This window comes from Grimontia sp. NTOU-MAR1 (genome assembly GCF_035758505.1).
Lineage (GTDB): Bacteria > Pseudomonadota > Gammaproteobacteria > Enterobacterales > Vibrionaceae > Enterovibrio > Enterovibrio marinus.
This window is the reverse complement of the sequence record NZ_CP142108.1, coordinates 2579798-2601705: the sequence shown is the minus strand read 5'-3', so window position 1 is coordinate 2601705 and position 21908 is coordinate 2579798. Positions and strand designations below refer to the sequence as shown.

The window sequence follows — 21908 nt, the reverse complement described above, 5'->3', positions numbered from 1 at the left end:
ATTTCTCCTTAAAGATCGTCACCGTTGAGCACAGCATTGATTTGAGACGCCTGAATGGCATCACCCGTGTTGTTGCCCCAAGCATTTCGCTCGTAGGTGATGACCGCAGCCAGCTCCTTAAGGCCAAGCTGCGCGCCAAATGCCTGCATGGCAGTCCCTGACTTGCCGTGAATGACGATATTGAGGTGGTCGAGCACCTTATTAGGGTCAGCCGAGATGCCTTGTTGAGCAAGTGCAGGGAATACACCTGGGAGACCCAGGCCATTGACCTGATGACAAGCAGCACAGCGTGAGTTGTAAACCTCCTCACCCAGTTCCATCAGCTCGTCCATGTCCATGTTCATCGCCAGCAGTTTCTGCTCTTCTTCCTTCACCTTGGCTTGCGCGGCTGCAGTTTCCGTGACCCAGGCTTCAAACTCGTCGACAGGCTTGGCAATCACAACAATTGGCATAAAGCCATGGTCTTTGCCGCAAAGCTCCGCGCATTGACCGCGGTAGATGCCCGGCTTGTCGATACGCGTCCAAGCCTCATTGATAAAGCCAGGGTTAGCGTCTTTCTTCACCGCAAAATCTGGCACCCACCAAGAGTGGATAACATCTTCAGAGGTGATCAGAAAACGCACTTTCTTACCAGTTGGTACCACTAAGGGTCGATCAACTTCCAGCAGGTAAGTTTCGCGCTTAGTCGCTTCACCATCTATTTGAGCAGCCGATGTCGCCAGCAAAGAGAAGAATTCCACGTCATGGTCAAAATAGCGGTAATGCCATTTCCACTGAGATCCAGTCACCTGAATAGTCAGCTCGGAGTCAGACGGGTCTTCCATTGCCAGAAGCACATTGGTTGCAGGTACAGCCATACCTATCAGAATCAGAAAAGGAATCAGCGTCCAGAGAATTTCCACCTTGGTGCTTTCGTGGAAATTCGCTGCTACTGCACCTTTCGATTTACGGTGATGGATAATGGCCCAAAACATTGCCCCGAAAACAACAACACCGATAGCCACACAGATCCAGAGAATCGTCATATGAAGGCCATACACCTTTTCACTGATCTCTGTGACGCCAGGGGTCAAGTTAAACGAGGACGCTTCGTTTGCTGCATTAGCGGCAAACGAAGAGAAAATTGCGAGCGCGTATAGAAGCTGGCGAGTCTTCACCGGTTCCCTCCTCAAAGTCACTTCGCAGTGCAAAATGTAAATGGATAAAAAATAAAAGTTCGATTAACACTCTATTTACAAATAAAGTTAGGCAAGGAACGTGGAAAGAACAAAATTTGAGCAGCAAAATGCGCTGAAACATGATGCCAGCCACGAATTTACGAGATAAAGACAACTGTTTCACCCGTAACGATTTTGTGCCGCTTTTCTTAAAAAACCGCTAAAATTCAAGGCAGAAATATCTTTATTTTAAGAAGGGTTACCGAAAGTTTTGTGGAAAGTGGCCACCCGGAACAAAGAATTGCGGGTGTGCAAAAATGCAGAGGATAAGCGGCTTGTAGTACGAAAGATCCGTAAAAAGAAAGGCAGCCACGGACTTTTCATCCGAAGCTGCCTGTTTCTTTAACTCTTGTAACGCGAAGTCGGTGGGTTACATCCAGTCTGTGTTGCGAATCACACCAACAGCGATACCTTCGATGGTGAGATGCTGTTGGGAAAGGTCGACCACAATAGGCGAAAACTCTTCATTCTCAGCATGAAGCAGTACCTGATTACCTTTGCGCTCAAGGCGCTTCACCGTCACATCATCTTCAACACGGGCAACGACCACCTGACCGTTTCGCACATCCTGTGTTTTATGAACTGCTAGCAGGTCACCGTCCATAATACCGATGTCTTTCATACTCATGCCGCTAACACGTAGCAGAAAGTCAGCATTTGGTTTGAACAGGTTTGGGTCCACCTGGTAGTGCATTTCTACATGCTCTTGCGCGAGGATAGGCTCACCGGCAGCGACGCGACCAATCAAAGGAAGACCGTCGTCGTCGTTTGCTGATTCAGTTTCCACCAGTAAGCGGATGCCACGCGATGCACCAGGCACGATTTCAAGCACGCCTTTACGCGCCAGCGCTTTCAGATGTTCTTCAGCTGCATTGGCGGAGCGGAACCCCAGTTCTCTCGCGATCTCAGCACGCGTTGGTGGCATGCCGGTGTCCTCGATCTTTGCTTTGATCAAATCAAAGACTTGCTGTTGTCTTGCGGTTAACGGCTTCATATCATGACCTGTCTTTTTATACAGTTAACTGTGAGTATATCCAGTGTTTAACCGCTTGAAAAGGCGGATTTTGCACCAATCTGTAATAAAGGCCCTATTTAGCTCACATTTTTCTGACTGCCCAGACTGCTCAGGTCGCCAGAACTTGGCTCATCCATGACATAAGCCTTCGTATTGGTGTCATTTCCCTGCAAGTTCGGAGATGTTTTCTGCTAGACTTGCCACGCACTAAATATAAGAGGCTGCGATTCAGATGTCTGCTTGCCAATCAATCTATCAGAAGTTATTGAATTTACCGCTGTCGGTGCTGGTGAAAACCATCAGTATACCGTCTGACCCCATAAACCAACTGGACCTGGATTTGTCCCGTCCTATGGTTTATGTTTTGCCATTTCGCTCTCATACTGATCTGCTGACACTTCGCAGCAGTTGTCTGCAGCTGGGTCTGCCCGATCCCCTTGAGCCGCTTGAGCTAGGTGGAAAAAGCCTGCCACGTTATGTGTTCATTTCTCAGGGCAAGCGCATGTTTAAAGACAGCGATCCTATCCCGGCTGATTCCATCGCACTGTTCACCGAGTGGCTCGAACTTCACAAGCGTGACACTGAACTCGACATCCAAATGGTGCCAGCGTCTGTGGTGTGGAACCGCGATCCGGGCAATGAATCACGCCCTGCAGCACCTGCACTGCAGGCGATGAACGGCCTGCAAAAGTGCTACACCATTTTAACGCTTGGCCGAGACAGCATGGTTCGCTTTAGTAATGCAGTTTCCTTGCGTTACATGGCAGACAAGCACGGCACTGATACTACCATCGCGAACAAACTGGCGCGTGTGGCGAAAATTCATTTCTCACGACAGAAAATGGCGGCATCCGGCCCTGGTCTGCCTGATCGTCAATTGCTGTTCAAACGCCTGTTGGCTTCCAAAGCCATTGATAAAGCGGTACAGGATGAAGCGGCAAGCCGTGATGTTCCGGTAGAGAAAGTGCGCAAAGAAGCCATCGAAATGATGGAAGAAATCGCCGCTGACTTCTCGCCGAGCCTTATCCGCTATGCCGATCGCATACTGACCTGGCTTTGGAACAAGCTGTATCAAGGCCTTAATATCAATAACTCCGAGCGTGTCCGTAAGCTGGCGCAAGATGGTCATGAAATTGTGTACGTGCCTTGTCATCGCTCACACATGGACTATCTGCTGCTTTCTTACGTGCTTTACAAAGAAGGGCTGGTACCCCCGCACATCGCTGCGGGCGTTAATCTGAACTTCTTCCCAGCAGGCCCGATTTTCCGCCGTGGTGGAGCGTTCTTTCTACGTCGTACCTTTAAAGGCAATCGCCTTTACTCCACCGTATTCCGAGAATACCTGGCAGAGCTTTTCGCTAAAGGTTACTCGGTAGAATACTTCTCTGAAGGTGGCCGTTCGCGAACCGGTCGCTTGCTTCCGGCAAAAACCGGCATGCTGGCAATGACCATTCAAGCCATGCTGCGAGGTCTCAAGCGCCCAGTGACACTGGTGCCAGTCTACATCGGTTACGAGCACGTGATGGAAGTAAGTACTTACGCTAAAGAGCTACAAGGTAAGCGCAAAGAGAAAGAAAGCTTCGGCCAGATACTGGGTATTCTTCGAAAGCTGCGTAACTATGGTAAGGGATACGTGAACTTCGGCGAACCTATTTCGGTGAACCACTTTCTGAATGAAAAAGCACCGGATTGGCAAAAGGATATCGATCCTATTGAACCTCAGCGCCCTGACTGGCTGCTTCCAGCTGTTAACGGCCTCGCTGAGCGTATGATGACTAAAATCAACGATGCAGCTGCTGCCAACGCTCTGACCCTGTCTGCTACGGCGCTTCTGGCTTCCCGTCAGAGTGCTCTAAGCCGTGAAGCGCTAGAAGAACAAATTACCATTTATCTCGAACTGCTTCGCCAGGTACCGTATTCATCGACCAGTACAGTACCAGCAGATTCCGCGCAGGAACTGGTCGAACACGCGCTGAGTCTGAATAAGTTCGTGGTTGAAAAAGACTCGTTGGGTGAAGTGATTTCCCTGGACCGTCAACAGGCCATCCTGATGACCTTCTACCGCAACAACATCATTCATCTGTTCGCAGTACCATCGCTGATCGCGCAGATGCTGGTATTCAAGACCAGTGTTTCACGTGAAAATCTGATGGACTCAATTCGCCAGCTTTACCCATTGCTGAAAGCTGAGTTATTCATGAGCTTTGATGATGCTGCGCTACAAAGCTACATCGATGCAACCCTGATAGAACTTGAGCGTCAGTCGCTTATTACCATTGACGATAACACCATCAGCCGAAACAACTGCAAGCTCAACCAACTTCAGTTACTGGGTCGCACCATCGCTGAGACCCTGCAGCGCTATGCGATCACTCTAACCCTGTTCAGCCATGAGCCGGATACTTCGAAGTCCGATCTGGAGCAACAAAGCCAGATGATGGCACAGCGCCTAAGTCGTCTACACGGCATCAACGCCCCGGAGTTCTTCGACAAGGGTGTCTTCGCGATCCTGCTGAACTCTCTTCGTGAGCAGGGCTATCTAAATGACGATGACCACGCACGTGCAGACCGCGTAGAAGCACTCCGTGAATGTGTGTTTGGCTTGATTTCACCGGAAGTACAACTGACCATCCAGGCTATCCTGAATCAGCCATCAGAAAGCTGATAATCAGTTCGCCGAAACAAAAAACTCGCCCAAATGGCGAGTTTTTTGTTTCGGCTATACTTTGTATTATTTGATTAACACAGCAAGCGCTAAGCCAATAAATACTAGCATCCCAACATAGTTGTTGTTTAAAAATGCCTTGAAACAAAGCTCTCGTTCGCGGCCGCGCGCAAGCCATTGCTGATAAACAAACAATGCCGACGATGCCAGCAGGAACCAGTAATAAACTTGTGAAAGCCCGCTGAGATAACCCACCAGCACCAACAGCAAGATCGTCACCAGTTGCAGGATACCAATGGCAATCTTGTCATAACGGCCAAAAAGAATCGCAGAGGACTTGATTCCGACTAGCAGGTCATCGTCACGATCGACCATGGCATACAGAGTGTCATAAGCCACGGTCCACAGCACGTTGGCCAGAAATAACATCCACGCCACAGGCGGCAATTCGCCAGACTGTGCTGCGTAGGCCATTGGGATTGCCCAACTGAACGCCATGCCAAGTACCAACTGCGGCATGTGGGTATAGCGTTTCATGAAAGGATAGACAGATGCTAAAAGTGCGGCGACCACTGACAACTTAATGGTCAGTGGATCCAGCGTCAGAACCAGCAGGAATGCCCCTAAAATCAGCAAACCAAACAGCGCTAGCGCCTCTTTAGCGGTCACCAACCCTGAAGGTAGTGGACGAGCTTGGGTACGTTTCACATGACCATCAAAGTTGCGGTCAGCGAAGTCGTTAATTACACATCCCGCTGCGCGCATCATGATAACGCCAAGCACGAAGACTATCAGAACATGTAGGTTAGGCACTCCATCGGCTGCCAGAAACAATGCCCACAGCGTTGGCCACAATAGCAACAAGCTGCCAATTGGCCTGTCCATTCGCGTTAATTGCCAATATGCTCTCGCCTTGGCTACATCCATTCAGCCTTCCTCCTGATACACCGGTGCATCCGGTAAAAACAGCTCAGAAACCAGCATCGGCTTTTCGTTGACCCACAAACGCGAACGACGCGCCAGCAGGGACCGTCCTTCCACCACCACGGTAGCAACTTCAATCGCATCGCGGCGGGCATTTGCCTGGTTGAACACGCGCTGCCCTAAAGGCACCGCGCCAAGATCTGCAATGTCCTGCTCTTTTTCTGTCAGGGTTGATTTAGGCACCAAAGTACGGGCACACAACCAAGCATTCCCATCTCCTGACAGCACCACTTCACGCACCATGCAAGGCTCTTCACCTAACAAACTAAGTTCATTTTCAGCCAGGGCTGATTGTTCTATTTCGTGTAAGCCCAGTAGCTCTACTGTCAGCGTACGACAGTGCGCTTTCAACCGCTCAGTCATCGAGTGGCGTTCCAATAGCCACGCCCCTTCGCGGGTCGTTTCCAGCGTTTGCCAGTCTGGTTCCTCCCAGCTTGCATTCATGAGAGCTTGTAAGTGTAATTCCTTGAATTCTGACATGTTATCCTGAGCCGAAGAGCAAAAAAACCACAAAACTTTCGCCGAATCGGCCAATAGTGTTTAGTATTAATATACGTAAACCACTAAGAGACCCAGACTTTAAGTGGCTTACGTATATTGCGCTATTGTACAAGCTGTGCCTCTAAACGCGCAGCTAAACTAACATAAGAGATTGATGAAATCCGGGGTTTGGCAAAAACCATGAAAAAAAATATCACTGCTGTTTTCGCCTTAATTGTGTCTCTGTTGTGTTCCCTTCCAACGCTGGCGAAAGAGGAAGAGAATGCCCCGCAGTTCAGCTATTTTACGCTTGAGCCAGAGATTACTACCAACTTTATTACGGAAGGACGCAAACTTGGATTCATCAATGTCCGCGTTGACCTGATGGTGGACGACCCTTCACTGCTCCAGATGTTGGAGTATCACCAGCCGTTGATCCGCGACACCATCATTGAAGTGCTGAGTCAGGAAAACGAAGTAAGAGTGAAGTCTCTTTCCGGTCGCGAATCCATCCGCAAAGAGTGTCTGGAGCGCGTGAACGAGGTACTTCTAGCGGAAACCAATCAAAAAATGCTTTCTGATCTGCTATTTACTAAATACCTATATCAGTAATTGCTATTAGCAAAAAGGCGGCTTGTTAGCCGCCCTCTCGTAATTCTTTCTCTAAACTCAAGCGCTCGCCGCTTCATCCACCAATGGCATGGATAAGCTTCGGCTAATGTAATCAGCCACCTGCTGTTGCTGTGTCTTGGAAAGATATAGTCCCAGTTTGGTGCGACGCCACAACAAATCTTCTGCATCCTGCACGTATTCTGATGCCATCAAATATTCGACTTCACGCTCGGTTAAGCCCTCCCCAAGGTCTATACCCAAATCTGCGGCAGTTTTGGCACCATTCAGCCACACCCAAACCCGGCTACCATAGGTGATAGCAAGACGATTGGCAGTAAAGTCGTCCATCCACGGACATTCGCGTTTCAAGCGTTGCTCCACGTCGTGGAAACCTGAAATATCCTCGCCACCCGGCAGTACCTGATCCGCCGTCCAGTCTTTACCCATCTCTGGGAAGAAGGGTTCAAGTTTATTGACTGCTGCACGCGCCAGTTTCCGATAGGTGGTCAGTTTACCCCCGAAAATGGTCAGCATGGGTGCTTGTCCGCCATTTTCATCCAAGTCGAGCGTGTAATCACGGGTGATCGCTTGCGGTGAGTCGGACTCATCATCGCAAAGAGGACGTACGCCACTGTATGTCCACACCACGTCATTCGCGCTCAACTGTTGTTTAAAGTGCTGGTTGTAGACCTTCAGCACGTAATCCACTTCTTTTTGTTCAATAGCAACATCTCGCGGATCACCTTTGTATTCCACGTCTGTCGTACCAATGATAGAGAAGCGATCTAGATAAGGCAGCACAAATACGATCCGGCTGTCTTCGTTTTGTAGAATGTAAGCCGCTTCTTCGTTATGGACACGTGGCACCACAACATGGCTGCCTTTGATAAGGCGAATTCCTCGAGGAGATTTCAACGACGTGCTGTCGTCGTAGAACGATTTCACCCAGGGACCGGCGGCGTTTACTAACACTTTACACCGGCGGCCGAACACTTCTTGAGTCAGTGTGTCGAGGATGTCCACGTCCCATACTTCGCCGTTTCTCTCTGCGCGGACGACCTTACAACGGTTACGCACTTCCGCACCGCGTTCAGCAGCGTCCATGACATTCAGGATCACCAATCGCGCATCATCGACCCAGCAATCAGAGTATTCGAAGCCCTTTGTCATTTCCGGCTTCAATACAGAATCCTCACCAAAACGTATCCCTTTGCTCGCTGGCAAGGTTGTGCGCTTCCCAAGGTGGTCATACATAAACAAACCAATACGGATCATCCAGGCAGGACGTAGGTGCGGGCGATGCGGTAAACGAAAACGCATCGGCCAAGCGAGGAATGGGGCTTTTTTCAAAAGCACTTCACGTTCGGCCAAAGCTTCACTGACCAAACGAAATTCATAATGCTCGAGATAACGAAGGCCACCGTGGATAAGTTTGGAACTTGCTGAAGACGTCGCAGAGGCAAAGTCAGCCGCTTCATACAGGCCCACACTTAAACCACGACCAGCGGCATCTGCGGCAATACCCGCACCGTTAATACCACCGCCGACAACAATTACATCCAAAACGTCGTTATTTTGATTTTTATTTTCCTGTCTCATCACACCCTCACGCTCATACGAACATTTTGCTTTCGTTTTCGAGCATTCTAGTATAAAAAATCGCCACTCCCAACAACAAAATGAAGAAAGTCGCGCATTAAGGGTATAAAAAAACCGCCATCAGGCGGTTTCATCATCGAAAAGGAAAATCAATCAACTATTTCTATTTGTGTTTCAGAGTCTTGCAACCGTGCATGCAGGGCTTCTCGTAATGGCGCGTTAGTGAACAGCATATCAACCTGTGAAATGTCCCCGAGATTCACCATCGCACTTCGACCAAATTTGGTGTGGTCAACGGCCAGCATCACAGAACGACTGTTTTCCATGATGGCCTGCTTCACCCTCACTTCATGGTAATCGAAATCCAGAAGGCTACCATCGTGATCGATACCACTTATTCCCAGAATCCCAAAGTCCAGCCGGAACTGGGAAATGAAATCCAGCGTCGCCTCTCCCATGATCCCACCATCGCGGTTACGCACCTCTCCACCGGCCATGATGATACGGAAATCTTCTTTCGCCATCAGGATACTGGCGGCATTGAGGTTATTGGTCACAATGCGCAGATCTTGGTGGTTCAGCAGTGCGCGTGCGACCGCCTCCGGCGTGGTACCAATGTCGATAAACAAAGTCGCTCCATCAGGAATATGAGCCACCAGTGCCTGTGCCAGTTTGTTTTTGGCTTCCTGCTGCATCGCTTTACGGGCGTCGTAAGCCGTATTTACCGAGCTGGAAGGGATTGTCGCGCCACCATGTTGGCGACGGATTTTGTTTTCGGCTGCAAGTTCATTAAGGTCACGTCGGATAGTCTGGGGGCTGACATCAAAGTGAACCACCAGATCGTCAGTGCTGACGTATCCTTTGCTTCGAACAAGATCGAGTATTTCCTGGTGGCGTAATGTCTGTTTCACGGCATCCCCTGCGAAAAAGTAAAAACCACCCACAGTTTACGTGGCTACACTGGGAATGCCAATCAGGCCAGTTCAAGGATGAGCAGAGCTCACATTACCTCGCTCTTCGCAGTTTGGCATCTATGACTCCAAGTGCACAGCCTGACACTAAACCGAAAAGGTGTGCCATATTGGCAATTGCCATACCAAAGGGTTCGAAAAAACCCACTGCAAGCCAAAGCAGCATAAAGCCAACATAGGCAGGTTCAATGGAAAGCCCACGTTCTGGGGCTAATGTGCCCATTAACCACAAGTATCCCAAAAGCGCATAAACTACACCGGACATTCCACCGAAAGCGGGGCCTTCAAAGGCGTACTGACCAAGGCCGGAGAAAAGTGCTGTAAGCAGAAAAAGCTGCATTAGCTTGGCGCTACCACTGTGTTTTTCGATTTTGCCGCCGAGCACCCACCACCACAGCAGATTGAAAACAATGTGAGTCGCGGAGAAATGAAGCAAAGCGTGGGAGAACAATCGCCAAAGCTGCCATTGCTGATCGTCCGTCGCCGGGAAGTGAAGTAGAGAGAAAACATCATTGCCGAAACCCAAAGTCAGTCCAGCATACACCACAATACACACCAACATGATGGAGAGCGTGAAAGGCCCCGCATTTTGTTTGAGTGAAGTAAGCAGACCCTGGCGTGGGTAGAAAAACTTAGCAGTGCGGCTTTCGGCCATGTTCCAGGACGCAGCCTGATATTTCTCGTCGTCCGGGTTTTGAAGGAAAGCAGCGAGTTCAGCTTCAGCTTCAATCTGGTATTGGCTATCAACCAGCCACAAGGCAAACAGCCCTTCCCCTTCCGGCATCATCTGAATTGAGATATTCCTTGATGCCATATAGTCGATAAAAGCCTGCGCGGCTCGGGGGTTGGAAAGTGCAGTCAGCCTTATCATAGTGCCTCTTTGTTGTTTGCAATCAGATGCCCGATTCCACCGGCAAGGACTGTCGATGCCAAGCTTCAAATCCACCGTCTACACTGTATACCTGCTCAAAGCCTTGGTTAATCAAATATTGCGCCGCTCCCTGACTACTCACGCCGTGGTAACACATCACCAGTACAGGTTGTTCGTAATCCACGTCATTCATAAACTGCACAATAGAATCGTTGGTAAGGTGGAATGCGCCCTGTGGATGAGATAACTGAAATGACTGAGGATCCCGGATATCCACCATCACAGCGTGATGATCATCACTTTCCAGCATCGCCAAAGCGTCCGTTACTGAGATATGCGCAAATTGTTCCATGGGTTATTCCACTCCCGTTTAACCAGATCAACATACGTATCCCAGCTTAGCCTAGCTTCTGGGCACGTAAAACTGCATTGTACATGACTTTTTTCTTCTCCATGCCATGGAGAATGCAGGGGCTTTGTATGCTTTTTCGCCACCTGTGGAAAAGACTGTGGATTGCGTTGATAAAGTATGTTCTGAAAGCCGGATCCACTATATGTAGTGTTGATCGTAATAAAACTGTGGAAAACATTTCTTGCAGGGTATTTTGGGGGGAATTTCATGCACAAAAAAACCGGCAAGTTGCCGGTTTTCTTCAACTTATTGTTCTGGCAATCACAAGGCGTCGCCAACCGATTCTTTCAGTTTACGCATCGCGTTCTTTTCAAGCTGACGGATACGTTCTGCAGATACCTGATAGTGATCAGCCAATTCCTGCAAGGTAGCTTTGTTGTCATCATCCAGCCAGCGTGAACGGATAATGTGCTGGCTACGCTCGTCAAGTCCGGACATAGCTTGCGCCAGACGACGATTCGCGTGGTCTTCCCAGTTTTGTGATTCCAGATTAGTGGCGACATCCGAGCCTTTATCTTCCAGATAGAAGACAGGAGCAATTGCACCGCCTTCGCGCTCATCATCATCTGCACCAGCGTCAAACCCAGCATCCTGTGCGGCAAGACGGGATTCCATCTCACGCACTTCTGCCGCATCAACGCCCAGTTGTTCTGCAACCATATTAACTTCTTCGGCGTTGAACCAACCCAAACGCTTCTTAGACTTTCGCAGATTGAAGAATAACTTACGTTGCGCCTTGGTCGTCGCAACTTTCACAATACGCCAGTTACGCAGAACGTACTCGTGAATTTCAGCTTTGATCCAGTGAACAGCGAAGGAAACCAGACGCACACCCACTTCTGGGTTAAAACGCTTTACTGCCTTCATCAAGCCAATGTTACCTTCCTGCACCAAATCGGACACGGGTAATCCATAACCGGAATAACCACGGGCGATATGAACAACAAATCGCAGGTGAGACAGGATCAGGCCTTTCGCCGCATCCAGATCTTCCTCGTAGTGAAGACGTTCTGCCAGCTCACGCTCCTCGTCCGCAGACAGCATTGGGTAGCCGTTTACCTGCTGTAAATAGCTATCAAGGCTATCTTGGGAGATGGGGGCCAGTGCATACATCTCTGTTGTCATTTTCACCTCTTTTCGACTTTATCGAACCATTCTTCGCTTTCGAAGCGAATGAGATACTCTACTCGAGTTCAAAAAAACTGCAAGTAGGCACCATTTTGTGACCTGCTTTTAATTGATAGGTTCAAATATCAGACAGGTTCTATCTCTCTCATATGTTTTGCTGCAGCCAATCTGGCAGCCAGAAGTCCAATCAGCCCAGATACCATCAGCAAAATCAAACCTTCTTCCAAGCTCAGAGCAGAGAGCCTGAAACCGCTGTTATATAATGTAGCCAATTTTGCTACGGCTGCATCCATCAGCAGGCTATTCACCATTGTCACCAGCCAAGCAACAATAGCTCCCGCCAAAGCCAGCCAAACGCCAGTGTACAAATAAGGACGCAGAATATAACTGTCTGTTGCGCCGACCAGTTTCATCACCTGAATCTCTTCTTTCTGGCTCTGTACCTGCAAGCGTAAAGTGTTGCCGATAATAAGGAACACTGCCATTAGCAATAGACCGGAGAATACCCAAGTTAATGTCAGTACCAGCGATTCAATAGCAGACAAACGCTGCAGCCAGTCACTATCGAGACGCACTTCCTCCACGTCGGATGTCGCGCGCAGTTTAGCCGCAAGGGCCGTTACAGCCGCCGCGTCATCAGTAGCAGGTGTCAACACCACCACCGCAGGCAGCGGGTTATCATCCAAGAGGCTGACGGCTTCTTCAAACCCTTGGATCTGTCGAAGCTCGGTTAATCCCTGCTCCGGCGAAACAAATTCAGCAGTCGCCACTTCAGACCAGGCTGCAAGTTCTTCGCCAAAAGCTTCCGCGCGGCTTTCCGACACTGGGTTCAGATAGACCGTTAGTTGGTTGGGAGCCTGCCACTCTTGCGTCACTGCAACAACGTTTTTCGCCAGCATAAACAGCGTGGCTGGCAGTGCCAGTGAAAACGCGAGAGCAAGAACCGTAAGCAGGTTCCCTAGAGGTTTCGCCATTAAATCGCGAAACGCCTGACCGCCCTGCTGTTTGTGCACAGAAATGAAATTAGCCACGTGCCACCTCCGACAGATGGCCCTGATTCAGTTCAAAACGTCGCATGTCATAGCGGTTGAGCAGCGACGTATCATGCGTGGCCATCAATACCGTCACCCCGACCTGATTAAACTGGCGAAACAGTTCCATGATTTGTTGTGACAAATCCGCATCCAGGTTACCCGTTGGCTCATCAGCCACCAGCACCATAGGACGGTTCACCACGGCGCGGGCAATACCCACACGTTGCTGCTCACCACCGGAAAGCTGAATAGGTAAGCAAGCCGCCTTATCCAGCAAACCTACTTTATCCAGAGCAGCCGAGACACGCTTTTTGATGTCGTTTTCACTCGCCTGTTCGATGCGTAGCGGCAATGCCACGTTGTCGAACACACTTCTGTCCATCAGGAGCTTATGATCCTGGAAAATCACACCAATATGACGGCGCAGAAAAGGAATGTCTTTTCGCGAAATACGTGAGATATCATGGTCATTGAACAGAACTTGTCCGTCACTTGGCCGTTCAATCGCGCACAGCAGTCTCAGCAGGGTACTTTTCCCCGCACCCGAGTGACCGGTCAAAAACGCCATGTCACCCTTGGGTAAGTGAAAACTCACTTTTTGCAGTGCCTGCTGCCCACCACGGTAGGCCTTACTTACCTGCTGAAACTGGATCACGCCTATCAGTCCTCCTGACTAAAGAGAGCTTCGATAAAGTCTTCCGCCACAAACGGACGTAGATCATCAATGCCTTCACCCACACCGATAAAGCGGATTGGGATGTTGAATTGGTCAGCCACCGCGAAGATCACGCCACCTTTCGCCGTTCCGTCCAACTTGGTCAGGGTGATACCGGAAAGCGGTGCGATATCGTTAAACAGACGCGCTTGGCTAATCGCGTTTTGGCCAGTGCCTGCATCAATGGTCAGCATGATTTCATGCGGCGCATTCTCGTCGAGCTTTTTCATCACGCGGACGATTTTCTTCAGCTCTTCCATTAGGTTAGCTTTGTTTTGCAGACGACCCGCGGTATCGGCAATCACCACATCCACATTACGTGCTTTTGCAGCTTCAATCGCGTCATAGATCACTGATGCACTGTCCGCACCTGTGTGCTGTGCAATCACAGGAACGTTATTACGATCGCCCCATACTTGCAGCTGTTCGACTGCGGCTGCGCGGAAAGTGTCCCCTGCCGCGAGCATGACTGACTTACCCTGCTGCTGGAATTGCTTGGCAAGTTTACCGATGGTGGTGGTTTTGCCCACACCATTCACGCCAACCATCAAGATGACGAATGGGCCATCTTTTTTCTCAACGTCCAGCGGTTTTTCTACCTTGGTCAGGATGTCTGCCATTTCTTGCTTGAGAATGCCGTAAAGCGCTTCACCGTCTTTTAACTCTTTGCGAGACGCTTTGTCGGTAAGGCTGTCGATGATCTTGGTGGTGGTGTCCATGCCCACATCAGCAATCAGCAGCTGCTCTTCGAGCTCTTCAAAAAGCTCATCGTCAATTTTCTTACCGCTGAACAGGCCAAAGAAACCTGCACCCAGATTGACTTTGGTTTTTTGAAGACCGCGTTTCAGGCGCGCAAAGAAACCTTCTTTTTTGGGTTTTTCCTGCTCAGCCTGAGCCGCTTGCTCCGCTGCAAGACGCGCTTGTTCTTCCGCCTGCGCTTTCGCTTCAGCTTCTGCCGCCAAACGGGCTGCTTCTTCTGCCTGTGCTTTCGCTTCAGCTTCTGCCGCTAAGCGAGCCTGTTCTTCCGCCTGTGCTTTTGCTTCAGCTTCTGCCGCTAAGCGGGCTTCTTCTTCTGCCTGTGCTTTCGCTTCAGCTTCTGCCGCTAAGCGAGCCTGTTCTTCCGCCTGCGCTTTTGCTTCAGCTTCTGCCGCTAAGCGAGCTTGTTCTTCGGCTTGCGCTTTCGCTTCAGCTTCTGCCGCCAAACGGGCTTGTTCTTCGGCTTGCGCTTTCGCCTCAGCTTCTGCTGCTAAACGGGCCTGCTCTTCCGCCTGCGCTTTCGCTTCAGCTTCTGCCGCCAAACGGGCTTGTTCTTCCACCTGTGCTTTTGCTTTTGCTTCAGCTTCCGCCGCCAAACGGGCTTGTTCTTCCGCCTGTGCTTTCGCATCAGCTTCTGCTGCTAAACGAGCTTGCTCTTCCGCCTGTGCTTTTGCTTCGGCTTCTGCGACTAAACGGGCTTGTTCTTCCGCCTGAGCTTTCGCTTCAGCTTCTGCCGCTAAACGAGCTTGCTCTTCCGCCTGTGCTTTTGCTTTTGCTTCGGCTTCTGCGACTAAACGGACTTGTTCTTCCGCCTGCGCTTTTGCTTCAGCTTCTGCCGCTAAGCGCGCCTCTTCTGCGACTTTTTGCTGATCTTCTTGTTCGTCATTTTTTCGGCCGAAACCCAGCCAGGACATAAATCCGCGTTTCTTTTTTTCTGCCATTGGCAAATCCTAAAGCTTGATTGGTACAATCGGCGCGATAACAGCGAGCTGATCTAAAACTGTGAACACTGCGCCTAAGTCAATGCAGTGTGGTAACGGCGGGTAAATGCATACCTTTTCTCGACGCAGCAACCCCGGCGAAAGTGGCCAAAGCCCTTACGTCGCTAACTGAATAAGATTGGGGAAAATGCAGAGCCGTTACCGAACGTGTATAGTCTAACACCTTCTTAGCGGTCAAAAAATCTATGGTACGACGTAACCCTAAAAACCCTGCGAACCGAAACACGGGTCGCGGTAATGCTTCAGCAGCAAATGCAGGAGGCGGATCGGGATTTGTCCGCATCATCGCCGGCAAGTGGCGTGGTCGCAAATTGCCGGTAAAAAACGTGGAAGGCCTGCGCCCTACAACAGATCGTGTGAAAGAAACAGTCTTTAACTGGCTGGCCGCAGATCTCTATGAAGCGCGCTGTCTGGATGTGTTTGCCGGCAGTGGTGGCTTAGGGTTAGAAGCCCTTTCCCGTCAGGCAGAGCAAGTGACACTGCTGGAGCTGGACAAAAGCGCAGCGAGCCAAATCAGTCAGAATCTCAATACGCTGAAAGCGGATAACGCGACGGTGCACAATACTGATGCATTGTCGTATCTCTCCAATGAAGGACAGCCGTTTGATGTAGTCTTCATTGACCCGCCGTTTCGTAAAGACTTGCTGAGTGACGTTATCAGCAAACTTGAACAGAACGGGTGGCTAAGCCACAACGCGCTGATTTACATTGAGGCGGAAAAAGAACTGGGACAACCGGTTGTGCCGAATCATTGGGACATGATTAAGGAAAAACATGCCGGACAAGTCAGTTTCCGGATGTATAAAAGAGAGGAAAAATGAAAGCACTCATCCTGTTAGCAAAAGCGGCCATCGGCTTTGTCTGGTTTGTTCTGTTCGCCAATATCGTGCACCCGTTTCCGGGTGTGGCAGCGATCGCGCTATACATCATGACCGCTTTCCTGTTCTGTATGCACGGCCTGCAAATGCTGATCTTCATCGGTGCCTTCGGCGACAAGATTAATATGACGAAATGGGAGAAGTGGTCGATCCTATTTTTCGGGATCTTTGCCCTGCTCGATATCCGCCGTAAGTACATGGTTGGCGACAACACGAAATAATAAGATGAAAAAGGCCTCATTAGAGGCCTTTTTTACGTCATTTCACCGCAGTTCAGTGATTGCAGACCCGCGCTTCATTGACCGAAATCGCACCCATGTCTTCAACGATTTTTTTGCGACGACGCAGAAATTGCAGCACTTCGCTGAAAGAGAGCCCTTGTTGGCTACAGGTATGAAATCGCGCACTCTCGCCCCACTGCCCATCGACCCAATGACTCAGTGCCTGTTCGGACATTGGTTGTTGCTTGAGGTGATTCAGGATCTCATGAACATGAATTGATGCAGGCATGTTGACTCCTCTCTATAACAAATTGCGCATATAGAAACACATGCCCTCACAGCAATTTTTGATATAGAGCAAAGCTTAATCAGCTAGAGCTCACTGCGTGGTGTGCTGCACTGCCAGCAAATCTCAAAGCTGCCGCCATTTTCCTCTCCACAAGCGTGACAAAACCAGACTTGCTTGGCCTGCGCTTCGTAGTCAATAAGGGCTTGACGTGCTTGCTGCTCGCGCATGGTATCCACCCAAAGCGTCACTGCAATGGCATCAGAAGGAAGTTCTCCCGTCGCACTGGAAAGGGATTCCCCTTTCAGCACCACTTCAATCCCCATACTTTCCAGCATGCCTTTGAGGCTGTGCGCCTCAAGTGAATTGCTCGCACTATACACCTGAACCCAGGGCATCTTTGCCTCCTACGACAATATGGAGAATGTGATCAGCCCTTGTGCGCAAAAATAAGTACTCATGATTAGAAGCACCGAGGTTTTAAAAGGCCCTTTAAGTCGGTCAAATGCCAATACAGTATCAGACACCATAAATAACAGCGCACCGCCGAAAGCATGAGCCGCCGCCTGCGTATGGGCGCTCATCCAGAACTCACCGGCCCCCCAAGCCATTTGAGCAATCACCGCAATGTAAACGCCTACAGGAATAAGCAACGGACCGAGGTTTGGTAGAAGTAGTAGGAAAATAATGACGCTCGCAGCACCAATCAGGGAGGGCAACCACCAGACCATTGGGCCTTCAAACTGCTGCCAGAAAGCAACACTGTATAGGATGTGCGCCACCAGAAAACTCAACAAGCCGGGAATAAACCGATCTTTTGGCAACATCAGGAAAATATCACCGACCAGCGAGAATGCCAGCCCAGCAAGGATCAGATAGGTATAGCTGCTCGCTTCACCGCCTATCACACCAATCAACATCATCAAGACGATCGTAAGGGGCTTGAACAGATAAAACTGCCATTGAGGCCCTTTGTACGCGGCATTAATGTGCAATAGGCCGGAAAAGCAGACGGCAACCCAACTCAACATGAATCATTCCCTTAAATGGCGAGCCAACCAAGTCTAGAGATGCAGGATTTATTGTCCACCGCACACGTCTCAGAAAGCGAACAAGGCATCAAAAGCACACTTACTCCCAATGTAATGCCCACTGAAAGTGGTAAGTGCTTGAGCGTAATTTTTAGTCTCGATAAAAATAAAAAGTCAATAAAAACATTGCCTTAGTGAATAATGCTGCCGTTACTGCCCGACGATATGTCGCCAGTTTTCAATATAAAACCAGACCGCCCCAGCCGTCACAGCGAAGATGAGGAACAGGGCAATGCGCCAGATGGTGCGGCTGCTACGGGGAAGTAACTCTTTCTCGCACTGCTTACATGCACTCATGAACCCGCGCATGTCATCCACTTCATAGCCATCTTCATGCACGGCTTTGTTGCGGATGGTAGCAATAAAGCGAAGTTTAGCAATCACATCGTGTGGCAGACGTTCCTGACAGCTGCTCACCAGTTCATGCAGTCCACGGCCTTCTGCGTGGTAGTGTTCTTTGAGGAGCCGTTCCAGACGCCGACTCTGTCTCACGACAATGGAAATTTCATCCATGCAGGCCTCCTTTTTGTAAATAGTGCGCCTCATATCACTAGCTTACGTCATAACACCAAAAGTGAGAATGCACTTTAACTTTGTTTACATTAGCGCCAATGCTGAGCAGGATAAGTGGAGTGGATCACGAAATTTCCGCTCATCAGGTTTGCTAAATGAGTCTGTGAAGTAGACTCATTGCCGACCGATAATGGCCGGCCAAAGGAGAATAACGTGCCTATTTCTGTGATATTGCTCGTGGTCGCCCTGGCGGTGATCGCTGGTGTTTACTTTGTACTGACCATGCAAAAGCACATGCTGGGCCAGGGGGCGGAAGAGCGTTCTATTGATATCCGCATTCTCGACAAGCAATCTGTCGCCATTCCTAATCCGCAGCAACATGAAGACCCGGAAGAATACTGGATCTATGTCGAGCCAATGGAAGGTGGGCCAAAACGCGAATTTCAGGTGGGTATTCATTACTACCATGCCCTTCAGCCCGGCGATTGCGGCACCCTGACCTATCGCGGCGCCGAATTTATCCACTTCGCCAAGCTACAACGCCACTAAAGCCTTCGTCTTATGGCACCAGCCATGACGTAAAACGCGACTTCGACAATCCCACACTGGCCATGTAAGACAACACAAACACGGCCAGTGTCACCAAGGGGATGGTCAGCCATGTCATTCCGGGCGTAAACGTCAATTCCCTTACCGGCCAAAGAAAGACAGGATGCACGAGATAGATTCCCAGGGAATGGCGACTGACTGCCGCGACTTTTCGCTGTATAGGTTCAGATACCCGCTCGGCCCAATACTGACAAAGCCCGAACACCATCCCTGCTATTAATACCGTGTTCAGGGTTTTATAGGAAAACCAACCTGCACTTGTGTATCGATTATTTGAGACACTTTCAAAAATCGCTGTGTATTCGGTTGCCACCAAAGCGGTGATCCCGATAAACAGCAACCACTTCAACGGCAGTTTGTTTTGGTGCAGCACATAACCCAGCAGCAGATAGCCACCATAGAGCACAAAATCTTCCACCAGTCCCAGGGAAATACCAGTAAGGCGTGCAGCACTCAGCACAAGCCAAGAAACTAGAAGGGCATAGAAAAGTCGGGGATCATCCCGTTGAACAACAGGACGTAATATCGGCACCAAGAGGTAAAGGGGAATAAAGTAATAGAAAAAACCTAAGTGATAGTAAGTTTCTTTGGTTGGAAAAAAGGTTAACCGCTGAACGGTTTCCGACCAATTTACATTTTGTAACGAAATCCCAGCTAGGATCGCATAAAAAACCGACCATGCAACAAACGGAACGAACACTTTCATGACCCGTCGACGGACAAAATATCCCGGCGAAAATGGACGGGTGTCTGAAAGCAACAATGCACCGGTAATCATGATAAAAACCGGGACAGCCCAGCGACTTGCACCATTAATGGCTATCGCGGAAACCCAGTCGCTTTGCGCGATTTCGCCCATCAGGTAGCGATAAGGCCCCAATACATGAATGGCGATCACCGCCACCGCGGCGACCACCCGCAACAGCTCAATATAAAAGACTTTTTTCTGGGTTTGGCTGCTCAAACTTTATGTTCTCTCTGCATGTTTCATTTCCACACTAACCGTCGGTGACATTTCCATCAATCCGAATATAAAACAAACAATATTAACCTCCACTTATTAATTTATTTTTAACTTTTATTCCTGCAAAAGTCATGATTGATGGCACTAAGTATTGCAAAATGACATTTTTATGACCTAGGATGCTTTTCAATTAAATGGACCGTTGTATGACATGGAGGATCTGATGCAGTCATCAGCTTCGCAACAACAATCTGGCGGGAAGCAGAACAAGTCGTTTTTTTCCCGTTTTCTCGATACCGTCGAATTCCTTGGTAACCTTCTTCCTCACCCGGTAACCCTGTTTGCCATTCTGTGTGTGGTCATTTTCTTTGCATCAGGCATCGCAGGCTATTTTGGCCTTTCTGTCGCTGACCCTCGTCCAGAAGGCGCTGCAGGCCGCGCTGCCGATGGCATGATTTACGTCAACAGCCTGCTGAACGCTGAAGGCGTGCAACTTATCGTTACCAATCTAGTGAAAAACTTCACCGGCTTTGCCCCACTGGGCACCGTGCTGGTTGCCATGATGGGTGTGGCAGTTGCTGAGCACTCAGGCCTGCTGTCTGCCACCATGCGTTCTATGGTGATGGGCGCTTCACGCCGCATGGTCACCCTGACCGTGGTATTCGCAGGTATCATCTCCAATACAGCTTCTGAGCTTGGCTATGTGGTTCTGATCCCACTGGCAGCGATGATCTTCCACTCTTTAGGTCGTCACCCACTGGCAGGTCTGGCTGCGGCATTTGCGGGCGTATCCGGTGGTTATTCAGCGAACCTGTTGCTGGGTACGGTTGACCCACTGCTGTCAGGCATCACTGAAACTTCGGCGCAGATGATTGACCCAACTTACACGGTTGGCCCTGAAGCAAACTGGTACTTCATGTTTGCCTCCACCTTCCTCATCACTATTCTGGGTGCCTTGGTTACCGAGAAAATCGTTGAGCCGAAGCTGGGTAAATACGACCAATCAATGGCTGCGGAAGATTTCGAAGCCAAAGAAGCGGGCAAAGTCACTGCGATTGAAAAGCGCGGTATGCGCAACGCAGGCATCGCTGCACTGGCAGTATCAGCCGTGCTGGCGCTGACCATCGTGCCTGAGTGGGGTATCCTGCGTCACCCGGAAACCGGTGAAGTAGCAGGCTCTCCGTTCCTGAAAGGCATCGTGGCCTTCATTCTGGTGTTCTTTGCGATTCCTGGCTTTGTTTACGGTAAGACTGTGGGCACCATGAAGAACGACCGCGACGTTATCGATGCGATGGCGAAATCCATCAGCGCCATGGGTCTATACATCGTACTGGTGTTCTTCGCGGCGCAATTCGTTGCCCTGTTCAAGTGGACTAACTTCGGTCAGGTGATTGCGGTCGGTGGTGCAGACTTCCTGCAAAGCATCGGTCTGACAGGCCCAATGCTGTTCTTCGCCTTCATCATTATGTGCGGCATCATCAACCTGACTCTGGGTTCGGCGTCAGCACAATGGGCAGTTACCGCGCCAATCTTCGTCCCTATGCTGATGTTGGTTGGCTACGCGCCGGAGACCATTCAGGCGGCTTACCGCATCGGTGACTCGGTGACCAACCTTATCACCCCAATGATGAGCTACTTTGGCCTGATTTTGGCGGTCGCAGCGCGATACAAGCGTGACCTGGGTATCGGTACCCTGATTGCCACCATGCTGCCATACACACTGGTGTTCCTGGCGGGCTGGAGCGTGTTCTTCTACCTGTGGGTATTCGTGGCAGGCTTCCCGGTCGGTCCGGGCGCTGAGACCTATTTCAACTTCCAGCAGTAAGTCTGAAATTTTTCTCCCTAAACAGCCGGTCTTTACCGGCTGTTTTTATTTTCAGTTGTGC

23 protein-coding genes are annotated in these 21908 nt (G+C 49.9%); 6 read left to right on the top strand and 17 right to left on the bottom strand.

Translation table 11 applies throughout. The features are described 5' to 3' along the window. Nucleotides 1–8 precede the first annotated feature (8 nt). Together coxB and lexA are read right to left on the bottom strand one after the other, a co-directional pair. Nucleotides 9–1157, bottom strand: coding sequence for a cytochrome c oxidase subunit II (gene coxB / locus VP504_RS11960; RefSeq protein WP_325891360.1), 1149 nt, complete (start codon nucleotides 1155–1157; stop codon nucleotides 9–11). A 430-nt stretch (nucleotides 1158–1587) separates the two neighbouring features. Continuing rightward, nucleotides 1588–2211, bottom strand: a complete 624-nt coding sequence (lexA, locus tag VP504_RS11955; RefSeq protein ID WP_325891359.1) for a transcriptional repressor LexA — start codon at nucleotides 2209–2211, stop codon at nucleotides 1588–1590. Between the two features lie 253 nt (nucleotides 2212–2464). Between lexA and plsB the strand changes: the two genes are divergently transcribed. Further along, nucleotides 2465–4897: a glycerol-3-phosphate 1-O-acyltransferase PlsB gene (gene plsB, locus VP504_RS11950; protein ID WP_325891358.1), complete on the top strand. Its 2433-nt coding sequence runs from the start codon at nucleotides 2465–2467 to the stop codon at nucleotides 4895–4897. Nucleotides 4898–4963: 66 nt separating this feature from the next. On the opposite strand, the gene ubiA is transcribed toward plsB, so the two are convergent. After that, on the bottom strand, nucleotides 4964–5824 hold the full coding sequence (ubiA, locus tag VP504_RS11945) for a 4-hydroxybenzoate octaprenyltransferase (RefSeq protein ID WP_325891357.1): 861 nt from the start codon (nucleotides 5822–5824) through the stop codon (nucleotides 4964–4966). Then, entirely contained in the window at nucleotides 5825–6361 is a 537-nt protein-coding gene (locus tag VP504_RS11940; protein WP_325891356.1) for a chorismate lyase, read from the bottom strand. 201 nt (nucleotides 6362–6562) lie between these two features. On the opposite strand from VP504_RS11940, the gene VP504_RS11935 reads away from it, so the two are divergent. Continuing rightward, complete coding sequence (locus tag VP504_RS11935; RefSeq protein WP_325891355.1) at nucleotides 6563–6973, top strand: flagellar basal body-associated protein FliL; 411 nt, start codon at nucleotides 6563–6565, stop codon at nucleotides 6971–6973. A gap of 57 nt (nucleotides 6974–7030) precedes the next feature. On the opposite strand, the gene glpD is transcribed toward VP504_RS11935, so the two are convergent. The 8 genes from glpD to ftsY form a co-directional block, all read right to left on the bottom strand. After that, the gene (glpD, locus tag VP504_RS11930) at nucleotides 7031–8572 is read right to left on the bottom strand and encodes a glycerol-3-phosphate dehydrogenase (RefSeq protein WP_325891353.1); all 1542 of its coding nucleotides are present in this window, start codon (nucleotides 8570–8572) and stop codon (nucleotides 7031–7033) included. 149 nt (nucleotides 8573–8721) lie between these two features. Continuing rightward, a complete protein-coding gene (locus VP504_RS11925) occupies nucleotides 8722–9483 on the bottom strand; it encodes a DeoR/GlpR family transcriptional regulator (protein ID WP_325891352.1) in 762 nt (253 codons plus the stop codon). Between the two features lie 94 nt (nucleotides 9484–9577). After that, nucleotides 9578–10414, bottom strand: coding sequence for a rhomboid family intramembrane serine protease GlpG (glpG, locus tag VP504_RS11920; protein ID WP_325891351.1), 837 nt, complete (start codon nucleotides 10412–10414; stop codon nucleotides 9578–9580). Between the two features lie 22 nt (nucleotides 10415–10436). Further along, nucleotides 10437–10766 carry a thiosulfate sulfurtransferase GlpE gene (gene glpE / locus VP504_RS11915; protein ID WP_325891350.1) on the bottom strand — a complete coding sequence of 110 codons (330 nt, stop codon included), beginning with the start codon at nucleotides 10764–10766 and terminating at the stop codon, nucleotides 10437–10439. A 321-nt stretch (nucleotides 10767–11087) separates the two neighbouring features. Continuing rightward, on the bottom strand, nucleotides 11088–11951 hold the full coding sequence (gene rpoH, locus VP504_RS11910) for an RNA polymerase sigma factor RpoH (RefSeq protein WP_062709819.1): 864 nt from the start codon (nucleotides 11949–11951) through the stop codon (nucleotides 11088–11090). A gap of 128 nt (nucleotides 11952–12079) precedes the next feature. Then, entirely contained in the window at nucleotides 12080–12985 is a 906-nt protein-coding gene (gene ftsX / locus VP504_RS11905; RefSeq protein ID WP_325891349.1) for a permease-like cell division protein FtsX, read from the bottom strand. After that, complete coding sequence (ftsE, locus tag VP504_RS11900) at nucleotides 12978–13643, bottom strand: cell division ATP-binding protein FtsE (RefSeq protein ID WP_325891348.1); 666 nt, start codon at nucleotides 13641–13643, stop codon at nucleotides 12978–12980. The genes ftsX and ftsE overlap by 8 nt, the downstream gene beginning before the upstream one ends. A 5-nt stretch (nucleotides 13644–13648) precedes the next feature. Then, the gene (gene ftsY, locus VP504_RS11895) at nucleotides 13649–15400 is read right to left on the bottom strand and encodes a signal recognition particle-docking protein FtsY (protein ID WP_325891347.1); all 1752 of its coding nucleotides are present in this window, start codon (nucleotides 15398–15400) and stop codon (nucleotides 13649–13651) included. 245 nt (nucleotides 15401–15645) lie between these two features. On the opposite strand from ftsY, the gene rsmD reads away from it, so the two are divergent. Together rsmD and VP504_RS11885 are read left to right on the top strand one after the other, a co-directional pair. Beyond that, nucleotides 15646–16281: a 16S rRNA (guanine(966)-N(2))-methyltransferase RsmD gene (gene rsmD, locus VP504_RS11890; protein WP_325891346.1), complete on the top strand. Its 636-nt coding sequence runs from the start codon at nucleotides 15646–15648 to the stop codon at nucleotides 16279–16281. Beyond that, nucleotides 16278–16559 carry a DUF1145 domain-containing protein gene (locus tag VP504_RS11885; protein ID WP_325891345.1) on the top strand — a complete coding sequence of 94 codons (282 nt, stop codon included), beginning with the start codon at nucleotides 16278–16280 and terminating at the stop codon, nucleotides 16557–16559. Before rsmD ends, VP504_RS11885 begins: the two co-directional genes overlap by 4 nt. A gap of 52 nt (nucleotides 16560–16611) precedes the next feature. Here the strand turns inward: VP504_RS11885 and VP504_RS11880 are convergent, their stop codons facing one another. The 4 genes from VP504_RS11880 to VP504_RS11865 all read right to left on the bottom strand — a co-directional run bounded on the left by VP504_RS11880 (nucleotide 16612) and on the right by VP504_RS11865 (nucleotide 18449). Beyond that, nucleotides 16612–16848 carry a YecH family metal-binding protein gene (locus VP504_RS11880; protein WP_325891344.1) on the bottom strand — a complete coding sequence of 79 codons (237 nt, stop codon included), beginning with the start codon at nucleotides 16846–16848 and terminating at the stop codon, nucleotides 16612–16614. Between the two features lie 83 nt (nucleotides 16849–16931). Next, a complete protein-coding gene (locus VP504_RS11875; protein WP_325891343.1) occupies nucleotides 16932–17243 on the bottom strand; it encodes a putative signal transducing protein in 312 nt (103 codons plus the stop codon). 9 nt (nucleotides 17244–17252) lie between these two features. Further along, complete coding sequence (locus tag VP504_RS11870; RefSeq protein WP_325891342.1) at nucleotides 17253–17876, bottom strand: lysoplasmalogenase; 624 nt, start codon at nucleotides 17874–17876, stop codon at nucleotides 17253–17255. A gap of 210 nt (nucleotides 17877–18086) precedes the next feature. Further along, nucleotides 18087–18449, bottom strand: a complete 363-nt coding sequence (locus tag VP504_RS11865) for a DUF4145 domain-containing protein (protein WP_325891341.1) — start codon at nucleotides 18447–18449, stop codon at nucleotides 18087–18089. A gap of 213 nt (nucleotides 18450–18662) precedes the next feature. On the opposite strand from VP504_RS11865, the gene VP504_RS11860 reads away from it, so the two are divergent. After that, nucleotides 18663–18998 (top strand): DUF2500 domain-containing protein, encoded by a 336-nt coding sequence (locus VP504_RS11860; RefSeq protein WP_251876978.1) that lies wholly within the window; start codon nucleotides 18663–18665, stop codon nucleotides 18996–18998. A 10-nt stretch (nucleotides 18999–19008) separates the two neighbouring features. Here the strand turns inward: VP504_RS11860 and VP504_RS11855 are convergent, their stop codons facing one another. Beyond that, complete coding sequence (locus VP504_RS11855) at nucleotides 19009–20022, bottom strand: acyltransferase (RefSeq protein ID WP_325891340.1); 1014 nt, start codon at nucleotides 20020–20022, stop codon at nucleotides 19009–19011. 223 nt (nucleotides 20023–20245) lie between these two features. On the opposite strand from VP504_RS11855, the gene VP504_RS11850 reads away from it, so the two are divergent. Continuing rightward, the gene (locus tag VP504_RS11850; protein ID WP_325891339.1) at nucleotides 20246–21847 is read left to right on the top strand and encodes an AbgT family transporter; all 1602 of its coding nucleotides are present in this window, start codon (nucleotides 20246–20248) and stop codon (nucleotides 21845–21847) included. Nucleotides 21848–21908: the final 61 nt, after the last annotated feature.